This window comes from Komagataeibacter xylinus (genome assembly GCF_004302915.1).
GTDB classification, from domain to species: Bacteria; Pseudomonadota; Alphaproteobacteria; order Acetobacterales; family Acetobacteraceae; genus Komagataeibacter; species Komagataeibacter xylinus_C.
This window is the reverse complement of the sequence record NZ_QQBI01000007.1, coordinates 94,969-116,769: the sequence shown is the minus strand read 5'-3', so window position 1 is coordinate 116,769 and position 21,801 is coordinate 94,969. Positions and strand designations below refer to the sequence as shown.

Annotated in this window: 18 protein-coding genes and 1 pseudogene; 12 read left to right on the top strand and 7 right to left on the bottom strand. The window is 57.6% G+C overall.

The window, feature by feature from the left end; translation table 11 throughout:
* Nucleotide 1 precedes the first annotated feature (1 nt).
* The 5 genes from DV027_RS06795 to DV027_RS06775 all read left to right on the top strand — a co-directional run bounded on the left by DV027_RS06795 (nt 2) and on the right by DV027_RS06775 (nt 6,299).
* Nucleotides 2-2,305, top strand: a complete 2,304-nt coding sequence (locus tag DV027_RS06795) for a TonB-dependent receptor (RefSeq protein ID WP_207303435.1) — start codon at nt 2-4, stop codon at nt 2,303-2,305.
* A gap of 61 nt (nt 2,306-2,366) precedes the next feature.
* Entirely contained in the window at nt 2,367-3,053 is a 687-nt protein-coding gene (locus tag DV027_RS06790; RefSeq protein ID WP_130731115.1) for a tetratricopeptide repeat protein, read from the top strand.
* 71 nt (nt 3,054-3,124) lie between these two features.
* Nucleotides 3,125-3,676: a hypothetical protein gene (locus DV027_RS06785; protein WP_242621767.1), complete on the top strand. Its 552-nt coding sequence runs from the start codon at nt 3,125-3,127 to the stop codon at nt 3,674-3,676.
* A 31-nt stretch (nt 3,677-3,707) separates the two neighbouring features.
* Nucleotides 3,708-4,391, top strand: a complete 684-nt coding sequence (locus DV027_RS06780; RefSeq protein WP_130731147.1) for a Fe2+-dependent dioxygenase — start codon at nt 3,708-3,710, stop codon at nt 4,389-4,391.
* 183 nt (nt 4,392-4,574) lie between these two features.
* Nucleotides 4,575-6,299 (top strand): SulP family inorganic anion transporter, encoded by a 1,725-nt coding sequence (locus tag DV027_RS06775; protein ID WP_130731114.1) that lies wholly within the window; start codon nt 4,575-4,577, stop codon nt 6,297-6,299.
* 24 nt (nt 6,300-6,323) lie between these two features.
* Here DV027_RS06775 and DV027_RS06770 read toward each other — a convergent pair whose 3' ends face one another.
* Complete coding sequence (locus DV027_RS06770; protein ID WP_130731113.1) at nt 6,324-7,010, bottom strand: GntR family transcriptional regulator; 687 nt, start codon at nt 7,008-7,010, stop codon at nt 6,324-6,326.
* Between the two features lie 158 nt (nt 7,011-7,168).
* Here DV027_RS06770 and DV027_RS06765 point away from each other — a divergent pair, with 158 nt between their 5' ends.
* The 3 genes from DV027_RS06765 (at nt 7,169) to DV027_RS06755 (ending at nt 12,134) form a co-directional block, all read left to right on the top strand.
* The gene (locus DV027_RS06765) at nt 7,169-7,942 is read left to right on the top strand and encodes an aspartate/glutamate racemase family protein (RefSeq protein ID WP_130731112.1); all 774 of its coding nucleotides are present in this window, start codon (nt 7,169-7,171) and stop codon (nt 7,940-7,942) included.
* 144 nt (nt 7,943-8,086) lie between these two features.
* Nucleotides 8,087-10,573 (top strand): TonB-dependent receptor, encoded by a 2,487-nt coding sequence (locus DV027_RS06760; RefSeq protein ID WP_130731111.1) that lies wholly within the window; start codon nt 8,087-8,089, stop codon nt 10,571-10,573.
* 88 nt (nt 10,574-10,661) lie between these two features.
* Complete coding sequence (locus DV027_RS06755) at nt 10,662-12,134, top strand: NCS1 family nucleobase:cation symporter-1 (protein WP_130731110.1); 1,473 nt, start codon at nt 10,662-10,664, stop codon at nt 12,132-12,134.
* A 101-nt stretch (nt 12,135-12,235) separates the two neighbouring features.
* Here DV027_RS06755 and DV027_RS06750 read toward each other — a convergent pair whose 3' ends face one another.
* Complete coding sequence (locus DV027_RS06750) at nt 12,236-13,645, bottom strand: APC family permease (protein WP_130731109.1); 1,410 nt, start codon at nt 13,643-13,645, stop codon at nt 12,236-12,238.
* 427 nt (nt 13,646-14,072) lie between these two features.
* Here DV027_RS06750 and DV027_RS06745 point away from each other — a divergent pair, with 427 nt between their 5' ends.
* Entirely contained in the window at nt 14,073-14,843 is a 771-nt protein-coding gene (locus DV027_RS06745; protein ID WP_130731108.1) for a helix-turn-helix transcriptional regulator, read from the top strand.
* Between the two features lie 19 nt (nt 14,844-14,862).
* Here the strand turns inward: DV027_RS06745 and DV027_RS06740 are convergent, their stop codons facing one another.
* From DV027_RS06740 to DV027_RS06725, 4 genes are all read right to left on the bottom strand, one after another.
* Complete coding sequence (locus DV027_RS06740; RefSeq protein WP_130731107.1) at nt 14,863-15,810, bottom strand: acetamidase/formamidase family protein; 948 nt, start codon at nt 15,808-15,810, stop codon at nt 14,863-14,865.
* A 39-nt stretch (nt 15,811-15,849) separates the two neighbouring features.
* On the bottom strand, nt 15,850-18,258 hold the full coding sequence (locus DV027_RS06735; protein ID WP_342633708.1) for a TonB-dependent receptor: 2,409 nt from the start codon (nt 18,256-18,258) through the stop codon (nt 15,850-15,852).
* 171 nt (nt 18,259-18,429) lie between these two features.
* Nucleotides 18,430-18,885, bottom strand: coding sequence for a RidA family protein (locus DV027_RS06730; protein WP_130731106.1), 456 nt, complete (start codon nt 18,883-18,885; stop codon nt 18,430-18,432).
* Nucleotides 18,885-19,769 (bottom strand): phytanoyl-CoA dioxygenase family protein, encoded by an 885-nt coding sequence (locus DV027_RS06725; protein ID WP_207303434.1) that lies wholly within the window; start codon nt 19,767-19,769, stop codon nt 18,885-18,887. Before DV027_RS06725 ends, DV027_RS06730 begins: the two co-directional genes overlap by 1 nt.
* A gap of 538 nt (nt 19,770-20,307) precedes the next feature.
* Between DV027_RS06725 and DV027_RS17865 the strand changes: the two genes are divergently transcribed.
* Genes DV027_RS17865 through DV027_RS17855 form a run of 3 tightly spaced genes read left to right on the top strand, consistent with a single transcriptional unit; the run spans nt 20,308 to nt 20,937 of the window.
* Nucleotides 20,308-20,634 (top strand): helix-turn-helix domain-containing protein, encoded by a 327-nt coding sequence (locus tag DV027_RS17865; protein WP_342633707.1) that lies wholly within the window; start codon nt 20,308-20,310, stop codon nt 20,632-20,634.
* Nucleotides 20,574-20,732: a TetR family transcriptional regulator C-terminal domain-containing protein gene (locus DV027_RS17860; protein WP_242621771.1), complete on the top strand. Its 159-nt coding sequence runs from the start codon at nt 20,574-20,576 to the stop codon at nt 20,730-20,732. The genes DV027_RS17865 and DV027_RS17860 overlap by 61 nt, the downstream gene beginning before the upstream one ends.
* Nucleotides 20,710-20,937: a hypothetical protein gene (locus DV027_RS17855; RefSeq protein ID WP_242621766.1), complete on the top strand. Its 228-nt coding sequence runs from the start codon at nt 20,710-20,712 to the stop codon at nt 20,935-20,937. Before DV027_RS17860 ends, DV027_RS17855 begins: the two co-directional genes overlap by 23 nt.
* On the opposite strand, the pseudogene DV027_RS06715 reads toward DV027_RS17855, so the two are convergent.
* A pseudogene (locus DV027_RS06715) lies at nt 20,927-21,681 on the bottom strand (IS5 family transposase). The gene DV027_RS17855 and the pseudogene DV027_RS06715 overlap by 11 nt on opposite strands.
* Nucleotides 21,682-21,801 lie beyond the last annotated feature (120 nt).

Here is a 21,801-nt window from a genome sequence, read left to right as displayed (position 1 = left end):
ATTGAGCCAGCCAGAACTCTCCCCCACCAGGGCACAGGGGCACGGTCTTCGCGTGGCCGTGGCACTGGGCATGTCGGTCGGCCTAGGCGCGGGCGCGGATGAGGCCCATGCCGAGGCCCCGCCCGAACCGACCGATACAGCCGACAGCACCATCAAGCTGTCTGCCGTGCGCGTGGGCGGCCAGGCCCACGCGGAAGATGCCGGCATTGAATCGGGCAATACCAATAGCGAGACCCTGCATATCGCCCGCATGCCCGCCAGCGTGCGCGACACGCCGCAGACCATTACCGTCGTGCCGCAGGAGCTGATCAGGCAGCAGCGCGCCTTCACGCTCGACCAGGCGCTGGCCAACGTGCCGGGCATTACCCTTTCCACCGGCGAGGGCGCGGGCGGGCTGAATGGCGACCAGTTCCGCATTCGCGGGCTGCAGGCGCGTCAGGATATCTATACCGATGGCCTGCGTGATTTTGGCACCTATACGCGCGATACCTTCAACACCGAGAGCGTCGAGGTCATAAAAGGCCCATCGGGCGAATATTTCGGCGCGGGCAATGTGGGCGGTGTCATCAACCAGAGCCAGAAGCATGCCCATGCGGGCACCAGCTACAGCTATGACCAGACCTTTGGCAGCGGGCCGCTCTTTCGTGGCGTGGGCGACATCAACTACCAGATCAATGAGGACATGGCCATTCGCATCAATGGCATGTTCAACAAGCAGGATGTGGTTGACCGCGACAACGTGACCTCAAACCGCTATGGCGCCGCGGTCGATTTTGGCGTGGGCCTGCGCAGCAAAACGTCATGGCACCTGACATGGCAGTGGCTGAACAGCAACAGCAAGCCCGATTACGGCGTGAGCATGATCGATGTCGGCGGCATCTATCGCCCCATTACCGATTATGGCGTGGCCCGTAACACCAGCTACACCCGCAATTTCGACTTTGACCGCTCCAATATCCACACCCTCACCTCCGCGCTCAAATCAGACATCACGCGCTGGTTCACGCTCACCAATGACACGCGGCTGAGCCTGTACGAGCGCGATTACACCGCCACCACGCCTGCCGCGTGCTCGGGGGCATGCGCCGCCGCCATCCTCTCGGGTGGCAATTACGCCCTGCCCTATGGCGCGGGCGGCGGTGCGGCCTACCGGCAGCAGGGCTGGGGCGTGCAGAATGTCATTATGGGGCGCGCGCGCTTCAATACCGGTTTTGTCCATCATGACCTCAAGGCGGGGGTGGACATCAACTACGCCAGTGATTCGCGCTGGCCGGGCAGCTTCACCAACCGCACCAACAACCAGACCATCCGCAACCCGCAATATGCCTATCCGGGCACGTCGCTCAGCTTTCCCGCCACGGGCTACGGCAATGCCAATGCGCGTGACCTCGGGCTGTTCCTGGCCGACCGCATACAGCTGACCCGGCAGCTTTCGCTGTTCGGCACCGCGCGGTGGGATTCGTTCAGCAGCACGTATTACAAGCAGTCAACCGCAAGCGATGGCCGCGCCGAGCAGAAATCCGACCGCTGGAGCCCTTCGGGCAGCATCATGTATTCACCGCTGAAGGATACATCATTCTACTTCACCTTCGCACGCTCGTACAAGCCCGTGGGCACGGATGTGTCCTCACTGGTCACGGTCAAGCCGCAGGCGGGTGACGTGGCGCAGAAAGGCGTCAACCTCTCGCCCCAGCGCAGCGACCTGTTCGAGTTTGGCAACAAGTCCGACTTCTTTCACAAGCGGCTGGGCACCACGGTCGCCTTCTTCCAGATCAGCGAAAACAATTCGCGTTATTATGACGTGAATGGCGACATGGAAACCGGCTTTGCCGATTCCGGCAGTGGCCGCCGCATCCGTGGCGTAGAACTGAGTGCGAACGGCAAGATCACGCGCGACTGGCAGGTCTTCGCCTCCTATTCCTACATGGACGGGCGCGTGACCCACAGCAACACCGGCGATAACGGCAAGGTCGCGCCACAGGTGCCGCACAACAATATGTCGGTGTGGAGTTCGTATGACCTTTCGCGCATGCTGCTGCGCCCACAGTGGGGTGACCTCAAGATTGGCGGTGGCGCACAGTATTCATCAGGCTACTGGGCCGGTCCGGACACGACCAATACAGCCCGCATGCCCTACACCTTCAATCTCAATGGCATGGTTTCATGGGATTACAGGCACTACCATGTCTCGTTCAACGCCAACAACATCACCAACCGGCTCAATTATGCCTCCTCGTTTTCCGGCTCGCGGGCGGTTCCTTCACCGGGGCGTTACTTCCTTGGCAGCATTGGCGTATCATTTTGATACTTCTATATTCCAAAATGAATGACATATACTGTCCAAAACAAGAGAATACCGTGCTGAAATGAATGAATGCGGACAGGCTGCCCCAAATTGCCACGCCCGCCCCATGCCAGGCGTGGTGGAGACGCAGCTCATGCTGGGGCAGATCCATCTTGACCAGGGCCGCAAGGAGGACGCCTTCCTCATGTTCGAGGCGGCCGCACGCAGTGGCGACCCGCGTGCGGTGAACATGCTCGGCCGCGCTTACGAGCGCGGCTGGGGCACCACGCGCAACCCGGCCACCGCGGCCCTCCTTTACACCCATGCGGCAGATAGCGGGTATGGCTGGGCGCTGTTCAACCTGGCCGACCTGTACCTGGCAGGCCAGGGCGTGCGGGCCGATCCGGGGCGTGCCCATGTCCTTTATGTCGCGGCATCGCGCGCGGGGGTTGCCAAGGCCCTGAACATGCTGGGCATCATGGCGGAACGGCGCATGGTGCCCGCGGCGCAGCCCGCAAGCGCGCCGATGTTCTTTCATGCCGCAGCAATGGCAGGCGACTGCTGGGGCTGCGTCAATCTGGCACGGCTGCATCTGGCCGCAGGCCAGACGGCGCAGGCCATGCCGTGGCTGCGCAAGGCGCTGGAATACGGCTTCGGGGATGTCTTTGCCGCCATTGCCACGCTTGTGGCTGCAAGGCCCGAGCCCCTGCTGCGCTCTGTAGCGCAGGAGGCCACAAGGCGGATGATGCCCCCTGCCGATGACAGGTAATGGGGGGCCTTGCCGTAAGTGCCGGATATTTTTCCCGACAGGCTTTTCACCACAACACGATCGCATGACACATGAAAATAATGATAAAGAAATACGCCACGCCCCTTATTACCGGCCTGTTCCTGGTCTCGGCCATTTCCGGCACGGCCCTGTTCTTTCACTGGATGCCGGGCATGTTCCACTCCATGCATGTCTGGCTGAGCATGGTGCTGCTGCTGCCTTTCGTGCTGCATATGTGGCGCAACTGGTCGCAGTTCCTGCTTTACTTCCGCACGCCCTCCATGCTGGTGGCCTGCGGGCTGTCGCTGGTTGCCGCCATTGCCTTCGTGCTCACCACGGGGCATGCGGGCGGCAACCCCGCGCGCCAGCTTTTTCCGCTGCTGACCCATGCGCCGCTCAACACACTGGCCCCCGTGCTGCACGCTACACCCGACGCACTGGCCGAACGCCTGAGCCATGAGGGCTGCACGGTGCATTCCACTGACGAGACGCTGGAACAGATCGCAACGGATTGCGGCCAGAAGTCAAACGACCTCCTGCTGCGCCTGCTGCCGCATCATGGCGATCATGGCGATCATGGCGATCATGGCGATCATGGCGATCATGGCGATCATGGGCATTGAGCACAATGATCCGGTCAACAGGAAATTCCTCATGCTGATTCATATTCCCGGCGTGCTCAGCCGCCATGATGTAGCCCATTGCCGCGCGGTGCTGGGCCGCTCGCAATGGGTTGACGGACGCGTGACGGCGGGCGAGCAGTCCGCCAAGGCCAAGTTCAACCTCCAGATCCCGCATGACAGCGCGGAAAGCCGTGACCTGGCCGACCTGGTGCTGCAACGCCTGGGGTGCAATGCCACCTTCAACAGCGCGGCCCTGCCGCTGCGCGTGTTCCCGCCCCTGTTCAACCGCTATGACGCGGGCATGTGCTTTCACACCCATATCGACAACGCCATCCGTCCCCTGCCGGGCACGGGCCACCGGCTGCGCACCGATGTGTCCTCCACGCTGTTCCTCAGCGAGCTTGATGAATATGACGGCGGCGAACTGATGATACAGGACACCTATGGCACGCAGAAGGTGCGCTTCCCCGCAGGCGACATGGTGCTCTACCCCGCCACCAGCCTGCACAGCGTCAGCCCCGTTACGCGCGGCAGCCGCTGGGCGTCGTTTTTCTGGTCGCAGTCCATGGTGCGCAATGACGTGCAGCGCACCCTGCTCTACCAGTTCGACCAGTCGATCATCGAAACTCGCCGCACCCTGCCCGACAGCCACCCCGCCGTGCTCGGCCTGACCGCCACCTACCACAACCTGCTGCGCCAGTGGGCTGAACTGTAGCCGTACCGGCCTGACACCCTTATGGAAATTCACCGTTTATGGAATTGCGTTGTTTCCATCGCATCCGCAATTGGCATGGCTGGATACGGCAACGCATTCACGATAAAGACAGGCCGGAATACAGGGTGGAAACAGATACAATGAACATGACAGACGCCCGCCACGCCACAAGGCGCTGAGGTGATGGAACCGGACAGGACCATGCGGGGGCGGCTACGCGATATTGTTGCCGGGCTGTCGCTGGCATCGATGAACATTCCGCAGGTGCTGGGCTATACCCGCATTGCCCAGATGCCTGCGGTGACCGGCCTGTACACGGTTCTGCTCCCGCTTGTAGCCTTTGCGGGGTTTGGGGCCTCGCGCCATCTGGTGGTGGCGGCTGATTCCGCCACGGCGGCGATTTTCTCCAGCGCGCTCGGGCGCATGGCCGTGCCGGGCAGCGTGCATTACATGGCGCTGGTCAGCATGGTCGCCCTGCTCAGCGCGGGGTTCCTGCTCGTCGCGCGGCTGTTCCGCCTTGGCTTTCTGGCTGATTTCCTCTCCCGCACCGTGCTGGTGGGGTTCATGGCCGGCGTGGGCGTGCAGGTGGCACTTGCCATGACGCGCGACATGCTGGGCATAGACGTCACGGCCCATAACACCATGCTGCAACTGTTCCAGACAGTGCAGCGCCTGCCACGGCTCAATGGTCCGACGCTGCTCCTCTCGGCGAGCATTGTAGCGGCCATCATGGCGGGCGAGCGGCTGGCGCCCCGCCTGCCGCTGCCACTGCTCACAGTGGTGGGGTCGATCATGGCCAGCATGATGTTTGACCTGTCAGGGCATGGCATTGCCATCATCGGCCCGATTGAGAGCGGCCTGCCGCGCCTGCGCCTGCCTGATGTTTCGTGGAATGAAATGCTGGCCCTGCTGCCGGTCACCACATCATGCGTGTTTGTCATCATTGCGCAGAGTGCCGCAACATCCCGCGCCTTTGCCCAGCGCTTTCATGATCCGGTCAATGACAATGCCGACATTCTCGGCCTTGCCGCAGCCAACGCCGCCGCCGGGCTGAGTGGCACCTTCAGCGTCAATGGCAGCCCGACCCAAACCGCCATGGCCGTGCAGGCGGGCGCGCGCACGCAGCTTGCGCAACTGACCTTTGCCGGCATCACCATGCTCGTGCTGCTGTTCCTGACCGGGCCGCTGCAATACCTGCCGCGCTGCGTGCTGGCCTCGATCGTCTTTACGGTCGCCCTCGGCATGATCGACCGGCGCGCCATGCTGGCCATCTACCGTGAAAGTCCGGGCGAGTGCGGACTGGCGCTTGCCACGGCGGCCGCCGTTATCAGCATCGGCGTGGAACAGGGCATATTCTTGGCCATTGCGCTCTCGCTGTTCCGCCATGTGCGGCACAGTTACGAGCCCCATACCATGCTGCTGTGTTATGATACGCATTCCGGCCTGCTTGAGCCGCAACCTGTCTCGACCGGGGTGCAGACCGCGCCGGGCGTGCTGCTCTACCGGTTCTGCGCGGATCTGTTCTATGCCAACTCGATGCGCTTTGTCAGTGATATCCGCTCCCTCGTGGCCCCTGCGCGCGCGCAGCCTGACTGTATCGTGGTGGATGCCAGCGCGATTACCGATATCGACTTTTCAGCCGCAAGTGACCTGCGCGACCTGTTTGCCAGCCTCAGGCAACAGGGGGTCAGGATCATATTCGGGCGGGTCACGCCCTATCTCCGCGCCGACATGGACCGCCATCGCATCACCCCGGTTATCGGGGCGGAGAACATTTATGCCCAGTTGCATACGGCCATGGCCGCGGCACGGCGTGAACACGCACCCGCCCGCCTGATGGCGCACCGGCAGGAAGCGGCCAGCGGGTCACCTCCGCCCGCACCGCCTGAACACTGCGCCTGCACATGATATTCTCTTTTACCAGAGCGGCTCTCAGTCTTTCAGGGGCTGGAGGATCTGGCTCAGGATGGTCGTGGTGGCTGGCTCGCGGTGGAAATCAAGGCAGCTTTCAATCCCTTCCAGATGCCGCGCCATGAGGGCGGAGGCTTCGACATAATCATGCGCCAGAAGCAGTTCCAGCAGATCGTGATGATCGGAAGACAGGCAACACGTCGTGTTCTGTCGCTCATACATGGTGATGATGAGCGACATGCGCAGAATCAGTTCGCCGGTAATGCTTTTCAGCACTTTGTTACCAAGTTCCTCGATCAGGGTCAGGTGAAACTGGCCGGAAAGATAGATCATGGCAATCGCGTCATGCGCCGCATGGGCCTGGGCTTCCTCCGCCATGATCCGGCGCAGTCGCTCAGCCGCCTGCGCCGATAGCCTGCGGTAAGGACGCGCGAGCAGGCTGACCTCGATCAGGCGGCGGCTGGCCAGCACGTCACGCGCTTCCTGTGGGGAGGGGCGGCTGACAAACGCCCCGCGCCCCGGCTCCAGCGTAACGATGTGCGAGCGCGACAGCAGCAGCAGCACCCGGCGGATCTTGGCGCGGTTGGAGCGAAAGATCTGGGCAAGCTCTTCCTCCGGCAGCTTGCTGCCAGGCGCCAGCTTGCGCTCCAGGACCGCCTTGCACAAGGCATCAGCAATGCGCGCCTCTTCCTTGGCAGATGATCCCATGGCCCGTGCCTCCCCTCCCCTTTTGCTGAAACGCATTTCTGTTGGGGCAGTCTGGCGCTTCCGTCAAGAGCCTTGATATTGTAAACAATAATGGTTGACGAAACACGTTTCCAAATCATACTGACTGACAGAGGCCAGTGATATGGCCCACCTTAATCATGATTGGATGCCTGCCCGTGTCGCGCCTGCTGCTTATCAATCCCAATACCGATACGGACATGACGCAACGCATGGCAGCGTATGCCGAAGCCCAGTTTGCCGGTGCTGTTGCGATTGAGGCGGTCACGGCCCGGTTCGGGGCGCGCTACCTGACCAACCGCGTTTCCGTAACCATTGCAGGCCATGCGGTGCTCGATGCACTGGCATGCGCGCGCGGCCCGTTTGACGCGGTGCTGGTGGCCTGTTTTGGCGACCCGGGGCGCGAGGCGCTGGCCAGCATCTGCCCGGTGCCGGTTGCGGGCATGGCGCAGGCTTCCCTTATGCGCGCGGCACGGCTGCCGGGGCGCTTCTCCATCGTGACCGGTGGCCCGGAATGGAAACCCATGCTCGTGACCCTGGTGCAGGCCATGGGATTGAGCGCGCGACTGGCGTCCATCCGCATACTGCCCGCCGCGGGCAATGTGCTGGCGCAGGGCGGCGCTGCCGCCTGCCGCCAGATTGTGCGCGCCTGCAATGAAGCGGTGCAGGAGGATGGCGCCGCCCGCGTGGTGCTGGGCGGCGCGGGGCTGGCCGGCTTTGCCGCGCGGATTGCGCCCGACGTCACCGCCCCGGTCCTGTGCTCCCTGCACGAGAGCCTGCAGGAAACCTTTAACCTGCTGCAGCACCCCGGGCCGCCGCAGCCCCCTCGGGATTGCATGGAGACGGTGGGCCTGTCCCCCGAACTGCACCGTTATCTGGCCTCTGGCGCGGCCGTGCGCGCCTGCCAGGATTGAAATCCATTTTTGTAAACAATATGCGTTGACACGTATTTTGAACCGATATTATCCTATATCCGTAATGAGAGACATTTCTCTCAAGTATCATTCCATATGATGATCCCGGCCTGCCGGGTGGGATAAAGAATAAGGACACCGGCAATGTACCTTGACGGAAAAAGCCCGACCGGATCGCATCCCTCCAGGCAGGCCCTGCCGCTGCTCCGTTTTTCCGTTCAGGCCCCCGGTCATCGGTTTTTCCTGGTGCTGACAAGCGCGCTGGTGCTCGGTGCGCCACGCGGGGCGGCCCTGGCCCGCACGGTATCGGCCCATGATGGTACACATGCACACGACGCCCATCCCGCCACCGCCCAGCCACAGGGCGTAAAGGCCACGGGCGGGGCCGAGCAGATCCGGGTGGGGGCCAGTGTTGTCCATTCAGCCGATGGCGTGACCGGGCGCGCACCCGGTGGCGGCCTGATCCAGAAACAGACCGCACCCAAGGCCCGCAGCACCGTCACCCCCGACTACATCATGAAGCAGTCACCCGCGCAGAACGCCTATAACGCCGTCAAGCTGCTGCCGGGCATCGTAGTCGCCAATACCGACCCCGCGGGCCATGAGAAATCCGCCCTGAGCATGCGTGGCCTGACACAGGACCAGATTGCCAATGTATGGGAAGGCATGCCGCTGAGCAGTATCGGTGGCTACAACCTTGACGTGGCATGGGTGAGCGATAGCGAGAATATCGGCAGCGTTTCCGTGCAGCCCGGCTCATCCAACCTCGATACGCCCGCCATCAACGGGTCAGGTGGCATGTTCGAGTTCAAGAGCCGCGATCCTTCAAAGAAATTCGGCGGGCTGGCCGATGTGGGCGTGGGCAACCGCGACTATACCCGCCAGTTCCTGCGCGTGGACACGGGTGAATGGGGCAAGACGGGCATCCGGTCCTACATCTCGTTCTCCAACCAGCATGACACGTTCTACCATGGCCCTGGCCAGGAAGACTTCAAGCATATCGACTTCAAGATCCTCAAGGAATGGGGCGATGGCAACCGCGTGTCGCTGGTCGGTGGCTTCACGCGCGGCATTATCGGCAACGAGCCCTACTGGGACATGACCATGGCCAGCTGGAAGCAGAAGGGGCTGAAGAACGAACTGGCCGGTTCCTACAACCTCAATGATGCTGCTGGCGGCACCGATTACTGGAAGCTGAACTGGCTGCATTCCAAGACCTTCAACATCGCCGCCCCCTCGCACTTCAACTTCGGGCGGTTCGGGCTGGATGTCACCCCCTATGTCGCGGCCAACCAGAAGGTTTACGGCTCCGGTTTTGAACTCAACGACCAAGTGTACAATGGCTATGGCAGCAGCCCGCAATCCATTGTCATTCCCGGCCAGCAGGCGGGCCAGTCCTATGGCGTGGCCGAGCAGTACAGCAGCCTGAACGAAATGCGCGGCGGCGTGAACGCCAAGCTGAGCTACAAGGCCGGCAATCACCATATCTATCTGGGCTACTGGTTCGATTACGACAATTCCACCAACCTTGTCGGCTATACCGGGGTCAGCAGCGGGGGCGACCCGGCAACCTCATGGGGGCGGGCGCGCAACTCGCTGCGGCTGGGCAACGGGCAGGTTTTCTATTCCCAGAACTACAGCGACATTTCCACCGTCAACGGCATCTATGCGGGCGATACGGTCACGTTGCTCAACGGGCGGCTTGTGCTTGATGGCGGCATGCGCGTGACCATGATCCACCGTGACGGCACCGACAACATTCCCGGCCTGCAGCGCAAGGTCAGCGCCAACGAGTTCATGCCGCTGCCCACGCTTGGCGGCCATTTCCAGCTCAACAAATACGTGCAGATCTTCGGTGGGGTCTCGACTGGCGCCAAGGCCCCGCCTGACAGCGCCATGATCACCACCATCAACCCCAATACCGGGCAGATCGCCAATCAGGGCCAGACCCACATCCATGATGAATATAATATTACCGAAGAAGTGGGCATGCGCTACACCGGCAAATACATCATCGGGTCCTTCACGTATTTCCATTACAACCTGTCGCATCATCAGGTTTCCACCTCGATGTTCCTCGGTAACGAGGCCATCGGGCAGGTGATTGACGCAGGCAACCAGACCACCAACGGGTTTGACGCGGAAATCGGCACGCGCCCCATCCACCATTTCCGCCCCTATGCATCCATGCAGTATCTGCACTCGACCATCGACAACGATATCCAGGGCCTGCCCACCAAGGGCAAGATGGCGGTCAACACGCCCACATGGGCGGCCTCGCTTGGCGTGGACTGGGATAACGGCATCTTCTTCTGGAATTATGGCCTGAACTACTTCTCCAAACAGTATTCAACCTTCATGAACCAGGAAGCCCTGCCCTCGCTTTACACCATGAATGCCACAGTGGGTGCGCGCCTGCCGCGCAACAGCCTGGTGGGGCGTGGGCTGAGCTTTCTCAAAAGCCCGGAAGTCATGCTGTGGGTCAACAACATGATCGACAGCCACGCCTATTCCGCCATCAACAGCGTCAGCCTGACCAATACCACCATCGGCAAGATCCAGGGCACGGCGCCTACTTATAATACGCTGGGGCGTTTCTCCGCCGTGGTGACCTTCCGGGCCGGGTTCTGAGCGGGCACCGTGCAATGGAATCCATGAGCCCGCATGACCTTCACACGGCCACCACACCCGGGCATAGTGGCCTGCGGGGGAGCAGTGTATGAACATGCAGGCACGACCGGAAGCAGTTCCATCTGATCCAGCCCCGCACGATGACAGGTTACGCAATAGCGATCTGCTCCCTGCAGCAAGGCAGGACTGGAACTGGTACGATTACCTGTCTTTCTGGATGTCGGATGTGCATAGCGTTGGCGGCTATGTCACGGCTGGCAACCTCTTTACACTCGGCCTGCCTTCGGGGCTGGTTTTTGCCGCCCTGCTGGCGGGCGTACTGATTGTAAACGCCCTGTGCAACCTTGTGGCGGTGCCCAGCCAGCGCACGGGCACGCCGTTTCCGGTTGTATGCCGCATGTCCTTTGGCGTGCTCGGCGCCAATATTCCCGCGCTGATCCGCGGCGTGATTGCCGTATGCTGGTACGGCATACAGACCTGGCTGGCATCAAACGCGCTGGTGGTGCTGACCCTGCGGCTTGCCCCCGGCCTGACACCATGGGCCGAGGCCCGGCTACACGGCATGCTGGGGCTTTCAGCCGTAGGGTGGGGCGCATTTGGCCTTTTATGGCTGGTGCAGGCCGCCATTTTCTGGCGGGGGATCGAGACAATCCGACGGTTTATCGAACTGGCGGGGCCTGCCGTATACGCCATCATGATCGCGCTCGACCTGTACCTGCTCCATCATGTGGGGTGGCGCCATTTTTCCTTGCGCATTACGGGTGCGGGCGCCCCGTTGCATGGCAGCGCACTGGCATGGGCCAGCGTGAATGCCGTGGCACTCGTAGTCTCGTATTTTTCCGGCCCGATGCTCAATTTTGGTGATTTTGCCCGCTACGGGCGCAGTGCGGCGGATATCAGGCGCGGCAATTTCTGGGGGCTGCCGTTCAATTTCATCGGGTTTTCAGCCCTGACAATCTGCACCATTGCCCTGACCGCACCCGCTTTTGGCCATGTCATGATCGATCCGGTGGAAACGGTCGCGCATATCGATAGCCTGACTGCGGTCATATTTGGCATGCTGACATTCATCATTGCCACGGCAGGCATCAATATCGTGGCCAATTTCGTCTCGGCCTCGTTCGATTTTTCCAATCTCTCGCCCCGGCATATCAGCCTGCGGAGTGGCGGCATGATCGCGGCCGCCGGATCGATCGTCATCATGCCATGGAAACTGTATGGCAACCCACAGGTCATGCATCTGACACTGGATGTGCTGGCCACGTTTATCGGCCCGCTATTTGGCATCCTTGTCTGTGACTACTATATCGTGCGCCGCCGGCAGGTTGATGTTGCAGCACTTTACACCACCAGTGCGCAGGGCCGTTACTGGTACCGCAACGGGGTTAACCCGGCGGCCGTCCTGGCCCTGCTGATTGCGGTGGTGGCGGGGGGCGCGAGCGTGTTCGTGCCTGCTTTATCGGCCCTGTCCGAATTTGCATGGTTTATCGGATGCCTGACGGGAGGGTTGTGTTACCTGGTCTTGATGAAATCGGACCATGCCATCAATTCACCTTCCTGATGACCAGCATATACGGTAGCGGCGCAGGGCAGGCTTTGGCAGGAGAGCAGCCATAAAGCCGCCACGGGGTACGTGTTCATGTCAGGGCAGCAGGCCGTTTCCTATCGTATTTTTCTGCAGAATATAAAATTGTTTTTCCATCGTGACATAAATAGAAAACCCATTGCGCCACATGCCATCCACATACCCGCCAATAGAGCACACAAAGCGGCGCGACCATCTTGGTATATACAACTAAAAATCGCGGTAGCAATAAAGACCAGACCAAAAAGAGCAATCATGATTTCCCACCAACCGGATCTACCTCTCTGTTTGTAAAAAGCAACCAGTGCGGATAACTGCACCAATAAATAGCTTATCATGATACATATGGCTCCCACGGTGCCAAAAAATGCATAAATATCCATTCCACCAGAGGGGAGCGCCGGCATGACCGGCTTCAACAGGACAAGCAAAAATTGCTGGCATACAATCAAAACGGTAATCCCGAATGGAGAAAGGATATGATCTGACAGGAATGCTGCGCTGGATGCTGGCAAAACACTGCCCGACCCGCTCACGACATGACGCGCGAGATTGCTGCATGCCGTAATGGCCGCGACTGTTCCGGCAAAAGCAGAGCCGAGTGCCGCAAACCCAAAGGCAACCATGCTCCATCGCCCTATATAGTGGCGGGCCATATCAGCAAGGGCATTGGATGATACGGCCAGGGCCGATAGGCCACCAAGGTGCCGCTCAAAGCCATATTGAATAACAGCCATGACACCAACAAACATGATGCCGGATATGATGACACTTGCCGCCAGGGCCTGATGCATCACACGGGGTGAATCTCCATTTTCTTCTGACAGGGTCATGCATGATTCAAATCCTGCCCAGGACAGGAAGGCAATGACAACACCAGAAAGGACAGAAGATATTCTGATGGGCTCCGCGGGCACGACAGTGGGCGCAACAGCAGTATGAGGCTGCATTAAAACAGCGCCGCACAGATAGATGATCAGGATGATTCCCACCCCTTCCATGGCCAGCAGAACATGCATGATAGTATTGGTCTGGCCACGTATGATCATGAGATTGAAAAACAGGACAAGCATAAAAAACGGCAGGTAAGACGTTATATGCATATCCGGATATAACATATAAATAATATCCGAAACAAACGAGGCTGTCACATTTGGGTTGGCCAGTGAAAAACTTGCATAGGCCCCCAGTAGTGCAAGGGATGCAAACTGCCCTGCCCGTTTCCCCAGGACCTGCCCGACCGCAACGTCAGCCATCCCGACATGCCCCCCCATGGAAGCAAGGCGGCCAAAGCTATAGGCAATGGCGGAGATGCCGATCCAGCCAAGCCCGTATACCTTCCACAAGGCAACATGGGTCAGCCCCACCAGCGCCTGCCCATTGGCACACAGGACCACCGTGGGGCTGATGAAAGCCAGGGAAAGCGCCAGAAGCTCGATTAACCCCAGCTTACGTTTCGTGCAGCCGGGTTCCGATGTGCCAGACATGTTGACGCCACCCCACAAGAAAACACAGATACCGTGACAGTCACGGGCATGTCATAAAGCTGTAATGGTAACAGAATGACCATCCCGTTCCGGCCTGGATATCCGTTACGGGATAATAATATAATACCGGACACATATTAAACCAAAATCCATAAAAAATATTTTAAATTTTATTCTGAAATTCACCTGATGAATTCTTTACTTTATGCAATTATGTTGCCTTGTCGCAACATTATTTTTCTTAAACCCGATGCATCCATTATTCCTTCATCAGGCAGCTTGAAATTAACATATTCCATATATAGGATTTTTTTCGGAAAGAACCGGTCAGATACCGTTCATTCCATGCTCTCTTTCGCGCTCCCCCGATCCGGTCCGCGCGTTCAGGCGCGCATCTTCCACTCAACTGGAAGAAAGGAACAAACCCATGAGTCGTCAGAAAACACCGCAACAGCATGACAGGCTTGGCCCTGATATGTCGCCGGTTGCCATGACGGTGATGACGGCTACTCATTCCCAGGAGACATGCCATCCCTGTACTCAGGCGACACTGGCGTTCGGGTGCGATCTGTTACAGGCATCATCTGCCATTCTGTTCTGGGTTGATTCCGCTCAATTTGTTCAGACAATAGAGCTGACCGGTACGGAAGCCGACCTGTTGCCGGAATATTTCAATAACGGCTTCTATACCTACGATCCCCTCAGCATCCGCAAAGTTCTGAATGGATCAAACAATGTGCTCATGCTGGACCATGAGCGTAGCCACAATTCACATGACCACAACCAGATTCATGATACGTTTTTGCAACGTCACGGAATTGTAGACGAAATCAATTTCCTTTTCCGCAATGAAAATGACGCCGTGGCGCTGTTAAGCGTGATGAAGCGCCAGGTGGACCGCACGCCTTTCCCGACTGATTTCCAGTGGGAAGCCCTGCGCCGTTACATGGAATTTACCCTCCAGCAGCATCCACAGATGCGTGACCGGCGGATATGTCGCGTCCTGAAAGAAAAATTCCAGCTTACCAACAAGGAAGTCGAGGTCGTTTTCCTGCTTGAAAAAGGCGCCTCGAACTGGGAAATCTCGGAAATAATGCATATCGGGGTTTCGACCGTAAAAACCCATATTGTCAATATATTGAACAAGACTGGCGTCGGCAGCAGGGCGGCTGTCGCCGCTTACATGCGCTCCTTATGATGCCCCGCTGGCTATCGCTTTAATGAAACACAATGCGGGGAAAATAGAACGATACGATAAAATTCGGCACATCCACGATCTCGCTCACGCGCAGATCCCCGCAAACCGAGCAGAGCATGTAAGCATTGATGGGTGAGATACCATACTGGCACCCCAGCAGGTCGATCATACGGGAAACACTTTCCCGTGCAGCCTGAAACAGGTCGGGGCCGATCCCGGTTGTAACTTCATATCCTGCTCCGTCAAGATGACGTGTAACCGGGCCGGAAGTGGTCAGGCGCGGCGCGGGCAGAGCCGTGCGCTTGAGTAACTCAACACGTATTTCCACATTCATGGCGCTTTCAATTGCGGTTCCGCATACTTCACCATCACCCTGCGCCGCATGCGTATCTCCCAGTGACAGGAGCGCCCCTTCCACCTCTACCGGCAGGTAAAGTACGCTTCCTTCAGCGATATCGCGCAGATCCATGTTGCCCCCTACCCGCCGTGGCGGCACAACGGAATGCAGGCCTGGCTCTGCCGGGGCTACGCCAATCGTGCCAATAACGGGCTTCAATGGCACCCGCACGCCCTTATGGCCAAAAAGCGCAGGCCCCAATGTGACGGGATCGTAGCGCCATAGATAAAGGGATGGCTCGGGAAACTGGTCTGCCAGCAGGCCAAAGCCGGGTATGTTCGCAGTCCAGCCCTGCCCCGATGGATGGAAGCGGTTGACGGTTATTTTAAGCGCATCCCCCGGTTGCGCACCCTCTACATAAACAGGTCCGTTAAGGGGATTGATGCGCCCGAAATCGAGTGCCTCCAGTGTGCGCGCAGTTGCATCCACGTCTATCTGACCGCCAGAAGCATCGGCACACTCGAAGCACAAAACGTCACCAGACCTAGCAACATGAACGGGCGACGTGTCACGGTTCCAGCCAAAATGCGCCTTATGGCGGTGAATGGTATGTACGCAGGCCTGGCACATCTGGCAGAACCTTCTATAAATAAAGGGAAAGCGGCCTGTTTAGAACTGCGCGGAAACCGTGCCGAAATACTGCCGGGGCGCACCGATAAACAGCGTCGGATAGTCACCTGAGAGTGGATAACCCTCGATCCCCATGCCTCCTACATAGGTGGTATTGAAAAGATTGTAGACACCAAAATTAATCTTGAGGTTTTTGGCAAATCCGATATGCCCGAAATTGTAGGTAGCCGAAAGGTTGGCCAGCCAGTAAGCCGGTACGTATGTGTCGTTCACATAAGAAAGCGGCCGACGCCCCGTATAGGTTGCGCTGAACGTAGCGCTGGCATTTTTATACGTGTATGTCGCATTGGTTTTATACATGAACTTGGGGTAGGCAACCTGGTGCTTGCCTTTCAGGCTCACATACTGGCCTTCATATTCAATACCGCCTTCATACTGCGCATCATTATAACTGAAGCTGTTGAATATTTCCAACCCTTTGACCGGGCGTAGTGTTGCAGAAACATCCGCGCCGTTCATGGTTTCCTTACCTGCATTGGTAAAGGTGCTGTAAGGCTGGAAAATATTGCCCGCTTCCGTGCTGACCAGCCGGTTATAATAATCAACATGATAAAAATCGACCGAGGCAGACAGGCGTCTGGAATTGTACCTGTAGCCGACAACATAATCCCATGTCCGTTCAGGCCGCAGGGAGTTCTTGGTATCGTTGAAAACCTGCTGGTTGGAATCTGTCCATGCCCCGCCATTGGGCATGTTCCACGGATAATAAGTATAGGCGCGCATGTTTTCCGCTATATCGAAATACAATTCATGGTGCCGGAGAAAGGTATAATTCATTGAAAAATGCGGGAGAAAAGCATCTGCCGCAGTCAGGTTGCCACGCGGCAGGGCACTGGCTCCTGTATAGGCGGCGTTGTTGTAACTTGCACCACCATGCGTGGTCTGCAGCATGGAGCGAAACCCTGCGCTGACCGTCAGGTTACGCCTGATGTGATATGTATCCTGCAAGAAGAACTGGAAGGTATTGGTATTGTACTCATCGTCGAATTCAGTCGTATAGGGATTGACATATGGCCCCATGGAACTGATCGGCTGCCCCTGCCCCAACAGGGGTTCGCTATACAAACGGGCAGGGAAACTGTTCCAGTTATTTTCATACCAGAAACCAGCCTGGATGTGGTTCGATGCAATATCATACTCAAAGGACTGTATGCCACCGATCCGGCGCATGCCCATATGGCCGACATACTGGCTCATGGGCGAACCGTTGGGGGAAGGAATGGCTTCCTCCATTTCATAGTTGCCACTGGAGACATGGGCATACAGGATTGTTTTTTCTGTCAGGCGCGGTGTCAGATGAAATTCGGCAATAAGGGCGGAAAGGAAATTACGCTGTTTCTGCCCGGCATCATTATAGGTTGCACTTGATTCATCCTGCGCATTACCCAGTTTCTGTATATTGGCTGAATAGTTCCCCTGTGCTGCGGCATAGGCCTCGCCATAGTTCGGGTAAAGGTAATTCAGGTTTCCGCCCAGTGTTTTCAGCATATTCAGGCTTTCCGCCATGTAATTGTACTGGTCCAGTTCGGACCAGTCAAAAATGGCAGAGATTTTGCCTACATCATGAAATGGCTGAACAAGCTTGAAATTGACCTGCTGGGCAAGCTGGTCGCCATAGCCTTTCCATAAATTATCGTCAGTCCGGGCATAGGAGGCATAAAACCTGGTTCCCGAAGCATTCAGCTTGCCACTATCCACCCGGGCAAACGTGCGAAAGGTGTGGTTGCTGCCAAATGTCTGTGATACGCGTCCGCCTGCCTCTTCGTCAGGGTCGCTGGTGCGGTAGGTCAGGGCACCACCCAGGTTTGTTGTGGAGGGCGTGCTGAGCGCCCCCCCACCTTGGGAAAGTTGCATGCCAGCAATATTATCCTGAATCACCGCCTCATTGATATCGAGGCCGTTATATTGCTGGAATCCCTGGTCACCCATGGGTATGCCGTCAAGCGTGGCGCCGATCTGGCTCTGGTTGAAGCCACGGATGTAAAGCGTGTTTGCCACCGTATCGAGGCCGAACGGGTCATCGGATGCAAAGCTTACGCCCGGTGTCGTATTCGCCAGCACGGCCAGCGGGCTGGTGCCGGGAACATAAATGTCCATTGTCTTGCGCGATACGGCCTGCTGCGACCCGCGGGAAACATTATGCGCCGTGGAAACCCTGAGCATTTCAGGCGCTGGGGGCGGCACGGGCGCGCTGGTCGTGGGTTGGGCGGCACGGGTGCCTGCACGACCTGAAGGCTTGACATGGCGCGGTTTGGCTGTCGTCGTATTATCTGCCGCGACTGGAGCAGCATAGCTGCTTTCTCCCCCCAGTCCGATGACAAGGGCGGGAATGGCAACTGCGCATGACAATGCACAAGTAAGATGATACCTGTATTGAAGTATATTCATAAACCTGTACTCCTTTTTATGCCATGCAAGAATGACAATAATTTTTATTTATAAAAATTCATGCCGTGCACATTCCCGATTTCAAGATGCGGTTTTTACAATCCATACGCGATCGCGTTACAGAAATGGATGCCCCAGCAACCCACGGGTTGCGCATGGAAACACAAAGGGTCATGGCGTTACGGAACCTGAAGCGCAAACCCCTTGCGGAACGGCAGCGAATACCGTTATTTCCAATTTCTGTTTGGGAAGAAAAAGCGCAGAGACTTCTACAATTGTGCTGGCCGGGCGATTTGGGCCCACCCATTTGGCCAGCAATGCTGCATGGGCGGAAAGTTCGGCAATATCCGTTGTATAGATGGTCCAGCTTAACAGATGCTCGCGTGTCAGGCCGTCCGCTTTCAGGCAGGCATCAAGCGTTGCCAGCACGAATTCAATCTGCCCGGCCATATCGTCTTCGCTGATGATCTGCAGGTTTTTCAGGCCGCCCCTGAGCGGCGCAACACCGGCATAGTGGACCATGTTGCCGAACTTGACTGACTGGGAAAAACCCATGGCGTCGAAAATATCCGCATCAAGGTAACCGATATCCGGTGCCGTGCGGCTAATATTGGTGCAAGTTTTCATTATTTGCTGCTTTTTGCAAGATCGGCGGCCTGGGTGGAGGTCAGGCTCTTCTGCCCGATGGACGAAGTATTGTGCACTTCATGCGGCATGTTATCACGCACGATCGTCATCGGATCTTCGAAATCACCAACATAACCCAGCGCGAAACAGCCGGTCTGATACCCCATCAGCTTCAGAAGGTCATCAGGCAGCGTTTTCGCGATCTCGACCGGGGTTGTGAGGTACTGGTTTTCTTCCTGCCTCACCCAGCCAACAGCATAGGTAATATTGATGGCCTGACGTATTTTTTCCGATATGTTGGCACCGGCTCCATGCCAGACCTTGCCCGTATAAAACAGCGCGGAACCACGGCGCATTACAGCGGGAACGGCTTCACTGTCATCGTATTTGGTGCGGTCATCCAGATGACTGCCGGGCACGACACGGGTTGCCCCCATTTCTTCCGTATAATCAGTCATGGCCCAAAGAATATTGCACTGCACATCGTAATCCGCGGGAAAAGGGAAAAAATCCCATACGATCTGGTCGAGATGGAGTGCCTGTGCAGGCGAACCCGGAAAGACACTGATGATCTGAGTCAGATGCAACTGGACTGTCGTGGCCTTGTGCAGAAACTGCTTTGCCACCTGCGTGGCGGTATTGTTCATGACAAGTTCACGCGCCGCGGGTGAACGTGCAATCAGGGCGCCCGTCCGTTTTGTGAGTTTCCCGATGAAATTATCGGCCCCGTAGAGAGTATGATCAATATAGGGCTGCATTTCCTTGGTGATCCTGTCCATCAGTTCCGGTGATGCCAGGTCATCTACAATCGCGTAGCCATATTTACGCAGGGTTGCGACCACTTCTTCAGGTGTAGCCGTGGGGGGAAGGTGAATGGCTTCCATGATCGTTTCTCACTTGGGTTGTGACTGAAAACCAGCGTGCGTGTGCTGACGTGGATTTTCAATCCATCTTTGGATCGATAACGCAATGGAATTGCCGGTCACATCCCCCCAATGGAACGGTCCTGGCGCAGGAACCCATCAAGTAGGGACAGGTCATGGCCGCCGGTTCGCGTTCCCGGCCTCCATGCCTTAAAATAATATTGTGGAATAACAGACGTTACGGCACGGAAGGCAAGTCCCAGCGTGTCCCGATCGCCAGTTCAATGCCTGCCCTGCCTGCAATTACGACGGCCTGATGGCGCAAGGTCCAGTATCATGCAGACTCTGGCCGCCACCATGTTAAAGTAACGACGGGTCACAACCAGATACGATCACGGCGCGCACATTCATGCCCGCAATCCAGTTTGCTGCAAGCGTCATTATTGTGGCGGCCAGATTGATGCTTTCCCATGCCCCGGGTAAGATGCCGAGCCTGTTAAAAGCCCTTGCGAGACGGTTTCGTCCCTATAATCCGAAGGAACTGTAGACAGAAGGTCGAATGGCGGATCAGGACAGAAAGAGAAAATTTTCGGGTCGGCCCGACAACTGGATGTCGGAAGAACTGGATGCCCTGATCCTGAAAACCGCCACCCGCCTGTTTGGCGAACAGGGCTACGCCGCCACATCGGTCGAACAGATCGCCGCCGTGGCCAAGGTGGGCAAGCAGACCATTTACCGTCGCCCCCCTCCAAGGAAAACCTGTTCAAGACGGTCATTGCCGAACCGGGAAACAGCTTCCTCTTCGCCGCCTTACCATCGGATAAAATGGTATCCAGCGATCCGCTGCAGGCGCTGTACAAGACCATGCGGATGCTGCTTGACCTGATCCTCAGCCCCGAAACACTTTCGCTGAGCCGCCCCTTCATTTGTGAAGGATGGCGTTTTCCCGATCTGGTGGACCATGCCGGTGCCCATAACCTTTGATCTGCTGGAAAAACTGAGCTGCAAGCTTCTGACCGCCGCCTCCCGCACGGGCCTGCTGAAAGAGGGATGCGAACCTGAAGAAACCGGCCAGGTGCTGGCCACGCTCTGCCTTGGGGGACCACACCAGCAGATGCTTTTCGAGCGCAAGATCCTGACAATGGCAAAGGAGCGCGACGACTATTTAGGCTCAGGACTCATTCTTTGAGGGAAAAGATGAAGCTTGCTGCAATCTGGATTGAGGACATGAACGTATGAGCGCACCGGTCGCACCTGATCGCAACACGTCGCCAGTCTTTCAACTTTGCAAACATGTTTTCGATAAGGTGGCGCTTTTTATACAGGTGCCAGCTGTAAGATGGCTTTGATTTCCGGTTCTTCCTCGGTGGAATGCAGGCGGTAATGTTCCGTCCGGCACGAGATCATCTGATCCGGCTGCTGCCATCCCCAAAGACCCCTTCTGTTCCTTCCAGTAGGTCCGCCAGAAGAACACCTGCCCCTTTGAAGTCACTGACCTGTCCGGCAGTCAGATACAGGCGGACAGGGCGGCCCTGGCCATCACACACGGCATGCAGCTTTGAGTTCAGTCCGCCTTTTGTGCGTCCGATATGGCGGGGAAAAGGCCCTTTTGAGCAGGGACGCCGTCGTCCTGTGTGCCTTGAGGTGTGTCGCATCGATCATCAGGCGTTTTGATCGACCCGCCCGTTCACTCAATGCTGCAAAGATCCGGTCAAAAACACCAGGACGGCTCCAGCGGATGAACCGGTTGTATAAAGTCTTATGCGGACCATACGCTTCCGGCGCATCTTTCCACTGAAGGCCGTTAAGGATCACATAAACGATCCCCGCTCGGAACCGGCCGGTCATCCACGCGCGGCATGCCGTGAGCCAGAGGGAAATACGGCGTAATCCCCTCCAGCTGGCTTTCAGACAGCAAAAACACGTCACTCACAGGCTTACCTTCCACGAGGACCTGTGAATCATGGAATATCGCTCAATTCAATAAATTAATCGGAAGCCTGTGGGCGAGGCGCAAGGAATGGCGGGCTGTCGCGACCCGATACGAGAAGAC

Bases quoted from the DNA above. Each gene is read 5' to 3' on its own strand.
- DV027_RS06790 (WP_130731115.1), top strand. From the start codon at position 2,367: ATGAATGAATGCGGACAGGCTGCCCCAAATTGCCACGCCCGCCCCATG.
- DV027_RS06785 (WP_242621767.1), top strand. From the start codon at position 3,125: ATGAAAATAATGATAAAGAAATACGCCACGCCCCTTATTACCGGCCTG.
- DV027_RS06780 (WP_130731147.1), top strand. From the start codon at position 3,708: ATGCTGATTCATATTCCCGGCGTGCTCAGCCGCCATGATGTAGCCCAT.
- DV027_RS06775 (WP_130731114.1), top strand. From the start codon at position 4,575: ATGGAACCGGACAGGACCATGCGGGGGCGGCTACGCGATATTGTTGCC.
- DV027_RS06770 (WP_130731113.1), bottom strand. From the start codon at position 7,010: ATGGGATCATCTGCCAAGGAAGAGGCGCGCATTGCTGATGCCTTGTGC.
- DV027_RS06765 (WP_130731112.1), top strand. From the start codon at position 7,169: ATGATTGGATGCCTGCCCGTGTCGCGCCTGCTGCTTATCAATCCCAAT.
- DV027_RS06760 (WP_130731111.1), top strand. From the start codon at position 8,087: ATGTACCTTGACGGAAAAAGCCCGACCGGATCGCATCCCTCCAGGCAG.
- DV027_RS06755 (WP_130731110.1), top strand. From the start codon at position 10,662: ATGAACATGCAGGCACGACCGGAAGCAGTTCCATCTGATCCAGCCCCG.
- DV027_RS06750 (WP_130731109.1), bottom strand. From the start codon at position 13,645: ATGTCTGGCACATCGGAACCCGGCTGCACGAAACGTAAGCTGGGGTTA.
- DV027_RS06745 (WP_130731108.1), top strand. From the start codon at position 14,073: ATGAGTCGTCAGAAAACACCGCAACAGCATGACAGGCTTGGCCCTGAT.
- DV027_RS06740 (WP_130731107.1), bottom strand. From the start codon at position 15,810: ATGTGCCAGGCCTGCGTACATACCATTCACCGCCATAAGGCGCATTTT.
- DV027_RS06735 (WP_342633708.1), bottom strand. From the start codon at position 18,258: ATGAATATACTTCAATACAGGTATCATCTTACTTGTGCATTGTCATGC.
- DV027_RS06730 (WP_130731106.1), bottom strand. From the start codon at position 18,885: ATGAAAACTTGCACCAATATTAGCCGCACGGCACCGGATATCGGTTAC.
- DV027_RS06725 (WP_207303434.1), bottom strand. From the start codon at position 19,769: ATGGAAGCCATTCACCTTCCCCCCACGGCTACACCTGAAGAAGTGGTC.
- DV027_RS17865 (WP_342633707.1), top strand. From the start codon at position 20,308: ATGGCGGATCAGGACAGAAAGAGAAAATTTTCGGGTCGGCCCGACAAC.
- DV027_RS17860 (WP_242621771.1), top strand. From the start codon at position 20,574: ATGGTATCCAGCGATCCGCTGCAGGCGCTGTACAAGACCATGCGGATG.
- DV027_RS17855 (WP_242621766.1), top strand. From the start codon at position 20,710: ATGCCGGTGCCCATAACCTTTGATCTGCTGGAAAAACTGAGCTGCAAG.